Here is a 9,117-nt window from a genome sequence, read left to right as displayed (position 1 = left end):
CAAGAGGACAGGCCATGAGCCTTACCCGTGAACAGCTCGCCCGGGAAATCATCGACGCCGGGCGTTTTTTGTATGGCCGCGGCTGGTCCCCGGCCACCAGCAGCAACTATTCGACCCGGCTTGCCCCTGACCAGGCCTTGCTCACCGTGTCCGGCAAGCACAAGGGGCAACTGGGCCTGGATGATGTGCTCGCCACCGACCTGGACGGCAACAGCCTGGAGCGCGGCAAGACACCCTCCGCCGAAACCCTGCTGCACACCCAGTTGTATCGCTGGCGCCCGGAGATCGGCGCGGTGCTGCACACCCATTCCGTGAATGCCACGGTGTTGTCGCGCCTGACCCACCAGGCTTTCATCGACTTTGAAGACTACGAACTGCAAAAAGCCTTCAGCGGTGTGTCGACCCACGAATCCTGTGTCCGCGTGCCGATTTTCGACAACGACCAAGACATCGCGCGCCTGGCCGGCCAGGTGCAGCCGTGGCTCGAGGCTCACCCCGATTGCGTCGGCTACCTGATTCGCGGGCATGGCCTGTATACCTGGGGGCCGAGCATGAACGATGCCCTGCGCCAGATCGAAGCGTTCGAGTTCCTGTTTGAGTGTGAGCTCAAGACCCGCGCACTCCTGAACCGTTAATTTGCTGGAGCCCTAACCATGAGCAGCCTGTCCGTCTATCACGTCTCAAGCCCCGACATTCCGAACAAGGTGCTGACCCATTTCGAAGACATCGCCGCGACCCTGGCCGATAAAGGTGTTCGCTTCGACCGCTGGGAAGCGGCGACGAAAATCCAGCCAGGCGCCGGCCAGGACGAAGTGATTGCCGCCTACAAGACCCAGATCGACCGGTTGATGACCGAGCGCGGCTACGTCACGGTCGACGTCATCAGCCTCAACAGCGATCACCCGCAAAAAGCCGAACTGCGGGCCAAATTCCTCGATGAACATCGCCATGCTGAAGACGAAGTACGATTTTTCGTCGCCGGTCGTGGCCTGTTTACCCTGCACATCGACGATTACGTCTACGCCGTACTGTGCGAAAAGAATGACCTGATCTCGGTGCCTGCGGGCACGCCGCACTGGTTCGACATGGGCGAGCATCCACATTTCGTTGCCATTCGCCTGTTCAACAACCCGGAAGGTTGGGTCGCGAAGTTCACTGGCGACGACATCGCCAGCCGTTTCCCGCGCCTGGAGGACTGAGCCTGTGTCGATCAAAGCCATTCTCACTGACATCGAGGGCACCACCAGTGCGGTGAGTTTCGTGTTCGATGTGTTGTTTCCCTATGCCGCCAGGCATCTTCCGGATTTCGTTCGTCAGCATGCCAACCGCGCCGACGTCGCCGAGCAATTGGCAGCGGTGCGTCAGGACAATGGTGAGCCGGGGGCCGACACCGAGCGCGTCATCGCGATCCTGCTGGAGTGGATCGCCGAAGACCGCAAGGCCACGCCGCTCAAGGCGTTGCAGGGCATGGTCTGGGAGCAGGGGTATCAGGCGGGGCAGTTGAAAGGGCACGTTTACCCGGACGCGGTGCAGGCACTGCAGCGCTGGCATCAGCAAGGTTTACGGCTGTTCGTTTATTCCTCGGGCTCGATCCAGGCACAGAAGCTGATTTTCGGCTGTTCCGAGGCTGGCGATCTGTCGCCGTTGTTCAGTGGTTATTTCGACACCACATCGGGACCCAAGCGGGAAGTCCAGTCCTACCAGCGCATCAGCGCGGCGGTGGGCGTAGCCCCGGAGGAGATTCTGTTTCTGTCGGACATTGTCCAGGAACTGGATGCGGCCCGTGATGCCGGCATGGCTACATGCGGAGTGGCGCGCGAGGGCGGTGAGCTGCAAGGGCATGTCACGGTGGACAGTTTTACCCGAATCGATCCTGCGCGTTTTTGATAGAGGACTGTGGGAGCGAGCAAGCTCGCTCCCACAACACGATCAGGCGCTGTGATAGGTCGGCAGCGCAAAACGATGCTGGCTTTGCAGCATGGCGATCTGCGGCAACTCGCTGGCCTGTTCCGCCAGGTCGCGACGGATTGCGCTGATTGCCCAGGACAGTTGGTCCCCGGCGTGCAACTGGGCGTAGGAAATTGTGCGTTTAAACAGTTTGCCTTCGCTGTTGCGCAAGGTCAGCAGGATACCGCCATCCGGGCGGGCCTGAGTGGTCACTTCGTAGTTGGAGAAGAGGGACGCAAACTTTTCTTGAATCATGTTCATATTTGACTGCTCCATGGTGGTGGCAAACCGTGGAGAGGTAGTTGCAGTGTCTGTGCCAGCGTTGGGCTTGATTAAAAAACGTTATAAAACAATCAGTTAACAATTCCCCCTATTTTTGCTTTCGTGCAACTTGCATGAATGGCCATCGTGCATCCTGCATTTTGCGTGGTCGGCTGATCTTTTGTTGAACCAAATGGATTTCTGGCGCTCATGCTCCGCCTGTCCGGAACGGTGGATACAAAACATTGCAAAAACCGCATGTACAGCGCCGGAATCGCTGGCGTAATTTCGAGCGCAATTGAGCTCCAGCCCGACAACAAGAACCCAGACCCACGAGGTCGAACGGGAGTGACCATGAGTCGTACATCCAGCGACGCCATTACCTGGGGCAAGATGCTGCGCAAGCTACCCACTATTGCCAGAGCCATTCCCCGTATCGTCAAAGGCATGAAGCTCGCCAACGTCCAGGACCCGACCCAGCCTTGCGGCCTGGGCTGGTGTTTCGAACAGGCCACCCAGCGCAATCCCCAAGGGCCGGCGTTGTTGTGTGGCGACACGGTATTGAGTTACGCGCAGGCCAACGAACAGGCCAATCGCATCGCTCATTACCTGTTGGCACAGGGCATCGGCAAGGGCGACTGCGTGGCGATTTTCATCGAGAATCGGCCAGAGATGCTGGTGACGGTGCTGGCGGTGGCGAAGGTCGGTGCGGTCAGCGCCATGGTCAACACCTCGCAGACCGGGGACGCGCTGGTGCACAGCCTGGCGTTGGTCACGCCTGTCGCGGTGGTGGTCGGGGCAGAACGGGTCGCGGCCTTCAACGACGTGCGAGCCCGCACCTCACTGTCCGGCCACCGAACCTGGTGGGTCGCCGACCAGGACAGCGCCGTCGTTCCTTCCGGTTTTGTTGATCTGATAAGTAGCAGCGCCAGCCATCCAGGTGACAACCCGGCCAGCAGTCAGCAGGTTTTTTTCAACGACCCATGTTTTTATCTCTACACCTCGGGCACTACCGGGCTGCCCAAGGCCGGGGTGTTTCGCCACGGGCGCTGGATGCGCACTTCCACCAGTTTCGGCCTGATCGCCCTGGACATGCAGCCCGCGGATGTCTTGTATTGCACGCTGCCGCTGTACCACGCCACGGGCCTGTGCGTGTGCTGGGGAGCGGCGATCTGCGGCGCCTCGGGGTTTGCGATCCGGCGCAAGTTCAGCGCCAGCCAGTTCTGGAGTGACGTTCGCCGTTACCGGGCCACCACCCTGGGCTATGTCGGTGAATTGTGTCGCTACCTGGTCGACCAGCCCGCCAGTGCCGAGGACCGGCGGCACGAGGTCCGGAAGATGATCGGCAACGGCTTGCGCCCCGGGGCATGGTCGGCCTTCAAGACACGTTTTGGTGTCGACCATATCTGCGAGCTGTACGCGGCCAGCGACGGCAATATCGGCTTCACCAATGTGCTGAATTTCGACAACACCGTCGGATTTTCCCTGATGGGCTGGGAATTGGTGCAGTACGACCATGACAGCGGGGCGCCGTTGCGCAACCTGCAAGGCCGGATGCAGAAAGTACCCAAGGGAGAACCGGGCCTGCTGATGGCGCGCATTGACGACAAGGCGCCGCTGGACGGTTACACCGATCCGGCCAAGACCGAAAAAACCATCTTCAAGGACGTCTTCGTTCCTGGTGACCGTTACTTCAATACCGGTGACCTGCTGCGCAACATCGGCTTCGGCCATGGGCAGTTCGTTGATCGCCTCGGTGATACCTATCGCTGGAAGGGCGAGAATGTCTCCACCACGGAAGTTGAAAACGTATTGCTACAGCACGCGCAAATCGCCGAGGCGGTGGCTTATGGCGTCGAAATCAATGGCACCAATGGCCGCGCCGGCATGGCGGCGATTACTCCGTCCGAATCCCTGGCTACCCTGGATTTTGCTGAGCTGTTGCAATTTTTGCAGTGCAAGTTGCCGGCCTATGCGGTGCCGTTGTTCTTGCGCATCAAGGTAAAAATGGACACCACCGGCACCTTCAAATACCAGAAAAACCGCCTCAAGAGCGAAGCCTTCGACCCGTGCGCCACGGACGATGAGCCGGTCTACGCCTGGCTGCCCGGCACCGCGACCTATGTGCGGGTCGACCGGCAACTGGCGGCGCAGATTCAGCAGGGACAGTACCGTTATTGATTCTGACTATGCACGGTGCAGAGAAAAAAGGGATGACAGGCCTGGAGTCCCTCGGGAAACTAGTCGCTTTGCGAAGACTTAAGTGGAGTTTCCCATGTCCGATACAAGCCGCCAGATGACCCCGGAAGAGGCTGCGGAGTTTGCCGAACAGGTGTTCAATGTCGCACGCCAGGGTGACGCCGCCATGATGGCCGCCTTGCTGAGCAAAGGTTTGCCCCCCAACCTGCGCAATCACAAGGGTGACACCTTGCTGATGCTGGCCGCTTACCACGGGCATGTGGAGACGGTGAAGGTATTGCTGGAAAACAAGGCCGATCCGGAAATCCGCAATGACAATGGCCAGAGCCCGATTGCCGGTGCGGCGTTCAAGGGCGACCTGGCCGTGGTCACCGCGCTGGTAGACGGCGGGGCGCAGGTGGAAGGCTCGTCCTTCGATGGTCGCACCGCGTTGATGATGGCGGCGATGTTCAATCGTGTGGAGATCGTCGATTACCTGATCAGCAAAGGCGCCGACCCCAAGGCCAAGGATGCCAACGGCGTCTCGGCGCTGGATGCAGCCAGGACCATGGGCGCGGTGGATACCACGGCGCAGTTGGAGAAGTTGTTGGGTTGATCCCTATCTTTTAGGGCTGCTTTGCAGCCCAGCGGGGATAAATCCCCTCGCCACAAAAGCTCCCAGGCCACAGCTTTCTGACTCAATCAATGTGATGCGCTATCCTGCGCGCCCTCAAAACCCAATCGCCACAGGATTTTCCCCATGAAAGCCGCACTCGTCGAACTCATCAGCAAAATAAGCTCCGGCTGCCTGGGCGATGCGGACGTTGCGAAAATCGCTGACGAAGCGGCCCAGGCCTACGCCGACCCGGCGGCTTTTCTGGCGGCCAACCCGGACATCAACTACGACGATAGCTTCCCGATTCCACTGGGCGAGTGGGTGGTGGTCGGGAGTCTGCCGGACACCGTGTTGTTCCAGGCCGACACTTATGTAGAGCTGTTCGAACAGATTGTTGCCTCGTTCGGCCCCGGTGTGGCCTTCAACCTCAAGCCCAAGCAACTGGCGAAAACCGAAGCCCTGACGGCGCTCAATCGCATCCAGATCCAGATGAGCAGTCTGAACAAGGAAAACGGCGGTTATGTGCTGATGAATTTCAGCCAGTTGCTCGACGATGAACTGCAAATGGTTCTGGTGTATGGCAACGACGTGCCGCGCGTGCTGGAGCTGTGCGCCGAAGTCGGCATCGCCGCCGCGCCGGCCCTGGAAGCGTTGAAGGTTGCGATCCACGTCTGACGCAATAAAACGGAACCCTCGCCGGGCCCCGCTATCCTAAGTGGGCATATCACCATCTGGGAGCGACACCATGGGTTCCACCTTCAACGGCCTGATTGGCCTGATCATCCTGGCGCTCGATATCTGGGCGATCATCAATGTGCTCAAGAGTGGCGCGGGAACGGGGGCAAAAGTCCTGTGGGTGCTGTTGATCCTTCTGTTGCCGGTGCTGGGCCTGATCATCTGGGCGATTGCCGGGCCGCGAGGCAACGTGCGGATCTGATCGCTTTTTGATGTTGCCCGGCAGGCCTCGGCCGCCGGGCATTGCGACCCTGTCGCGACGGTATCAGGCCGTCGCCAGTGCGTGTTTTTTCGAGGTCTTCAGGAAACTCAGCAAGGCCAGCAGCGGGAAGCCGCTGCCGACGATCACCACCCATAACCAGCCGCCGTGCTCGTACACCGCGCTGGCAATCGATGAACCAAACGCGCCGCCGACGAAGATGCTGGTCATGTACAGCGCATTGAGACGACTGCGGCTTTTGGCGTCGAGGGCATAGATGGTGCGCTGGCCCAGGACCATGTTCATCTGCACACAGAAATCCAGCACCACGCCCGTAACCGCCAGGCCGATGACGCTGTAGAGCGGATGGATGAAGGCTGGCAGAAAACTCAGGCTGGCCAACAGCATTGCCAGCAACGAAGCGATGCGGGTATGACCGGCATCCGCCAGGCGACCGGCAATGGGCGCGGCGATGGCGCCAATGGCACCGACCAAGGCGAACAGGGCGATTTCAGTTTGCGACAGGCCATGATTGCGCGACAGTTCCAGCGGCACGGCGGTCCAGAACAGGCTGAAGGTGGCGAACATGCAGGCCTGGTAAAAGGCTCGTTGGCGCAACAATGGCTGCTGGCGCAACAGGGTGCCGAGCGAGCCCAGCAGCTGGCCATAAGAGGCGCTGTGGTCGGGTTGGCGCTTTGGCACGGTCAATGCGAGGACGATGCTGATCGCCGCCATCAAGGCGGCGGCGATCATGAACATCGCCCGCCAGCCGAAGTGATCGGCCACCACGCTTGAGATCGGCCGCGCCAGCAGGATCCCCAGCAGCAGGCCGCCCATGATCCCGCCCACGACCCGCCCTCTGGACTCTTCCGGGGCCAAGTGCGCGGCCAGCGGGATCAGCACCTGCACCGACACCGAACTGAAACCCACCAGCAGCGAGACCAGCAGGAACACGTTCGGCTGGTCGGTGAACGCTGCCGCCAACAGACTGGCAATCGCCACAACGGTGGTGAGGATCATCAGGCGACGGTTTTCCAGCAGGTCCCCCAGTGGCACGAGGAAAAACAGGCCCAGGGCATAACCGATCTGAGTCAGCGAGACGATCAGGCTGGCCATGGTGCTGCTCAGGCCGACGTCGGGTGCGATCAGTTCGATAATGGGCTGGGCGTAGTAGATGTTGGCGACAATGGCGCCGCAGCAGAAGGCGAAGAGCAGGACCATGCCGCGAGTCAGGCTTGTACCGGCGGGCACGGAGGAGGGATGGGCACTCATGGCAATCTCATTAGTAGCTTGAAAGGATGGCGTGAGGCTAAAGAGTTAGCGGGCTCTGGAACAGGCTTTGTGGCTGATATCGGACATGCTTGCTATTGATGATGAAACAGGCGTGATCGTTCCCACGCGGGGCCTGGGAACGATCAAATGTGGATAGGACGTTATTGCCCGCTGTAGATCTGGTCGAAAACCCCACCGTCATTGAAGTGAGTCTTCTGCACTGTGCGCCAGTCGCCGAAGGTTTTTTCCACGGACAGGAAGTCCACTTTCGGGAAACGGTCGGTGTATTTGGCGAGTACCGCAGGGTCCCGTGGGCGCAGGTAGTTGGCGGCGGCGATTTCCTGGCCTTCGGGCGACCACAGGTACTTGAGGTAGGCCTCGGCGGCCTCGCGAGAACCTTTCTTCTCAACCACTTTATCGACCACGCTCACCGGTGGCTCGGCTTCGGCAGAAACGCTCGGGTAGATTACCTCGAACTGGTCGCGGCCAAATTCGCGGGCGATCATCTCGGCTTCGTTTTCAAAGGTCACCAGTACGTCGCCGATCTGGTTGGTCATGAAAGTGGTCGTCGCGGCACGGCCACCGGTATCCAGTACCGGCGCCTGCTTGAACAGTTTGCCGACGAAGGCTTTGGCCTTGTTCTCGTCACCGCCATTCTTGAGCACATACCCCCAGGCCGACAGGTAGGTGTAGCGACCGTTGCCGGAGGTCTTCGGGTTGGGCACGATCACCTGCACGCCGTCCTTGAGCAGGTCGGGCCAATCCTTCAGTGCTTTCGGGTTGCCCTTGCGCACGATGAATACGGTGGCTGAGGTGAACGGGGCACTGTTGTTCGGTAAGCGGGTGACCCAGTTTTCGGGCACCAGTTTGCCGTTATCCGCCAGGGCATTGATGTCGGTGGCCATATTCATGGTGATGACGTCAGCTGGCAGCCCGTCGATCACCGAGCGTGCCTGCTTGCTGGAACCGCCGAAAGACATCTGCACGATGATGTTTTCGTTGTGCTCGGCCTGCCAGTGTTTCTGGAAAGCCGTGTTGTAGTCCTTGTAGAAATCACGCATCACGTCGTAGGAAACGTTGAGCAGGGGCGGGGCGGCGTGGGCCAGGCTGCCAAAGGTCAGGCCAGCGGCGAGAAGGGAGGCACCAAAGAAGTTCTTCACTGCGAATTCCTTTTTATTTGAAAGGGGTTCCGGGCAATTAGCCGGCACACTAGCGGCAAGCCAATAGGCCATCAAGCATTAAAAAGTGCTTTGCTTATTCCAGTTTCTTAAACAGCGCATTGCCGCAACGGGAGCAGAACGCAGCTCCATGATCGTGGTTGTTTTTGCTGCAGACCGGACAATCATGCTTGAGCTGGTCACCGCGCATGGCCGTGGCCAGCTCAGCGGTGAAAATGCCCGTCGGCACGGCGATGATCGAGTAACCGGTGATCATCACCAGGGACGAAACCACCTGGCCCAATGCCGTCTTGGGCACGATATCGCCAAAGCCCACGGTGGTCAGTGTGACGATGGCCCAATAGATGCCCTTGGGAATGCTGGTGAAACCGTTCTCGGGGCCTTCAATGACGTACATCAAGGTGCCGAACACGGTCACCAGGGTCGAGACGCTGACCAGGAACACGATGATTTTCTGCTTGCTCCCCCGCAGCGCCGCCAGTAGGTAGTTGGCTTGCTTGAGGTAAGGGCTGAGCTTGAGCACGCGGAATATCCGCAGCATGCGAATGATGCGAACGATCAGCAGATACTGGGCGTCGCTGTAGTACAGCGCCAGGATCCCGGGCACGATCGCCAGCAAGTCCACCAGGCCGTAGAAGCTGAACGCATAGCGCAGGGGCTTGGGCGAGCAGTACAGGCGCAGGCCATATTCGACGATGAAGATGAAGGTGAACCCCCATTCGATGGCGGCC

11 protein-coding genes are annotated in these 9,117 nt (G+C 59.7%); 7 read left to right on the top strand and 4 right to left on the bottom strand.

Annotated features, from left to right (window positions below):
• Positions 1 to 14 precede the first annotated feature (14 nt).
• Genes GSM73_RS15370 through mtnC form a run of 3 tightly spaced genes read left to right on the top strand, consistent with a single transcriptional unit; the run spans position 15 to position 1,887 of the window.
• A complete protein-coding gene (locus GSM73_RS15370; protein WP_107321768.1) occupies positions 15 to 635 on the top strand; it encodes a methylthioribulose 1-phosphate dehydratase in 621 nt (206 codons plus the stop codon).
• A gap of 18 nt (positions 636 to 653) precedes the next feature.
• Positions 654 to 1,199, top strand: a complete 546-nt coding sequence (locus GSM73_RS15365; protein WP_047229620.1) for an acireductone dioxygenase — start codon at positions 654 to 656, stop codon at positions 1,197 to 1,199.
• A gap of 4 nt (positions 1,200 to 1,203) precedes the next feature.
• On the top strand, positions 1,204 to 1,887 hold the full coding sequence (gene mtnC / locus GSM73_RS15360) for an acireductone synthase (RefSeq protein ID WP_160893122.1): 684 nt from the start codon (positions 1,204 to 1,206) through the stop codon (positions 1,885 to 1,887).
• A gap of 42 nt (positions 1,888 to 1,929) precedes the next feature.
• Here the strand turns inward: mtnC and GSM73_RS15355 are convergent, their stop codons facing one another.
• On the bottom strand, positions 1,930 to 2,208 hold the full coding sequence (locus tag GSM73_RS15355) for a DUF3509 domain-containing protein (RefSeq protein WP_042732342.1): 279 nt from the start codon (positions 2,206 to 2,208) through the stop codon (positions 1,930 to 1,932).
• A 354-nt stretch (positions 2,209 to 2,562) separates the two neighbouring features.
• On the opposite strand from GSM73_RS15355, the gene GSM73_RS15350 reads away from it, so the two are divergent.
• The 4 genes from GSM73_RS15350 to GSM73_RS15335 all read left to right on the top strand — a co-directional run bounded on the left by GSM73_RS15350 (position 2,563) and on the right by GSM73_RS15335 (position 5,939).
• Positions 2,563 to 4,389 carry a long-chain-acyl-CoA synthetase gene (locus GSM73_RS15350; RefSeq protein ID WP_107321770.1) on the top strand — a complete coding sequence of 609 codons (1,827 nt, stop codon included), beginning with the start codon at positions 2,563 to 2,565 and terminating at the stop codon, positions 4,387 to 4,389.
• Positions 4,390 to 4,483: 94 nt separating this feature from the next.
• On the top strand, positions 4,484 to 5,002 hold the full coding sequence (locus GSM73_RS15345) for an ankyrin repeat domain-containing protein (protein WP_047229617.1): 519 nt from the start codon (positions 4,484 to 4,486) through the stop codon (positions 5,000 to 5,002).
• A 144-nt stretch (positions 5,003 to 5,146) separates the two neighbouring features.
• Positions 5,147 to 5,677 carry a hypothetical protein gene (locus tag GSM73_RS15340; RefSeq protein ID WP_076383801.1) on the top strand — a complete coding sequence of 177 codons (531 nt, stop codon included), beginning with the start codon at positions 5,147 to 5,149 and terminating at the stop codon, positions 5,675 to 5,677.
• 70 nt (positions 5,678 to 5,747) lie between these two features.
• Positions 5,748 to 5,939 (top strand): PLDc N-terminal domain-containing protein, encoded by a 192-nt coding sequence (locus tag GSM73_RS15335; protein ID WP_047229615.1) that lies wholly within the window; start codon positions 5,748 to 5,750, stop codon positions 5,937 to 5,939.
• Positions 5,940 to 6,002: 63 nt separating this feature from the next.
• On the opposite strand, the gene GSM73_RS15330 is transcribed toward GSM73_RS15335, so the two are convergent.
• The 3 genes from GSM73_RS15330 to GSM73_RS15320 form a co-directional block, all read right to left on the bottom strand.
• Positions 6,003 to 7,208, bottom strand: a complete 1,206-nt coding sequence (locus GSM73_RS15330; protein WP_076383802.1) for an MFS transporter — start codon at positions 7,206 to 7,208, stop codon at positions 6,003 to 6,005.
• A gap of 161 nt (positions 7,209 to 7,369) precedes the next feature.
• Complete coding sequence (locus tag GSM73_RS15325) at positions 7,370 to 8,368, bottom strand: sulfate ABC transporter substrate-binding protein (RefSeq protein ID WP_047229613.1); 999 nt, start codon at positions 8,366 to 8,368, stop codon at positions 7,370 to 7,372.
• Between the two features lie 94 nt (positions 8,369 to 8,462).
• On the bottom strand, positions 8,463 to 9,117 hold a 655-nt coding region (locus tag GSM73_RS15320; RefSeq protein ID WP_256676921.1), incomplete at its 5' end, for an ion transporter.

The organism is Pseudomonas sp. PICF6, from assembly GCF_009831705.1.
Lineage (GTDB): Bacteria > Pseudomonadota > Gammaproteobacteria > Pseudomonadales > Pseudomonadaceae > Aquipseudomonas > Aquipseudomonas rhizophila.
This window is presented reverse-complemented; position numbering and strand designations above follow the sequence as displayed.

Excerpts from the sequence above, each read along its gene's own strand:
- GSM73_RS15370 (WP_107321768.1), top strand. The coding sequence starts at position 15 with ATGAGCCTTACCCGTGAACAGCTCGCCCGGGAAATCATCGACGCCGGG.
- GSM73_RS15330 (WP_076383802.1), bottom strand. The coding sequence starts at position 7,208 with ATGAGTGCCCATCCCTCCTCCGTGCCCGCCGGTACAAGCCTGACTCGC.
- GSM73_RS15335 (WP_047229615.1), top strand. The coding sequence starts at position 5,748 with ATGGGTTCCACCTTCAACGGCCTGATTGGCCTGATCATCCTGGCGCTC.
- GSM73_RS15365 (WP_047229620.1), top strand. The coding sequence starts at position 654 with ATGAGCAGCCTGTCCGTCTATCACGTCTCAAGCCCCGACATTCCGAAC.
- GSM73_RS15340 (WP_076383801.1), top strand. The coding sequence starts at position 5,147 with ATGAAAGCCGCACTCGTCGAACTCATCAGCAAAATAAGCTCCGGCTGC.
- GSM73_RS15345 (WP_047229617.1), top strand. The coding sequence starts at position 4,484 with ATGTCCGATACAAGCCGCCAGATGACCCCGGAAGAGGCTGCGGAGTTT.
- GSM73_RS15355 (WP_042732342.1), bottom strand. The coding sequence starts at position 2,208 with ATGAACATGATTCAAGAAAAGTTTGCGTCCCTCTTCTCCAACTACGAA.
- GSM73_RS15350 (WP_107321770.1), top strand. The coding sequence starts at position 2,563 with ATGAGTCGTACATCCAGCGACGCCATTACCTGGGGCAAGATGCTGCGC.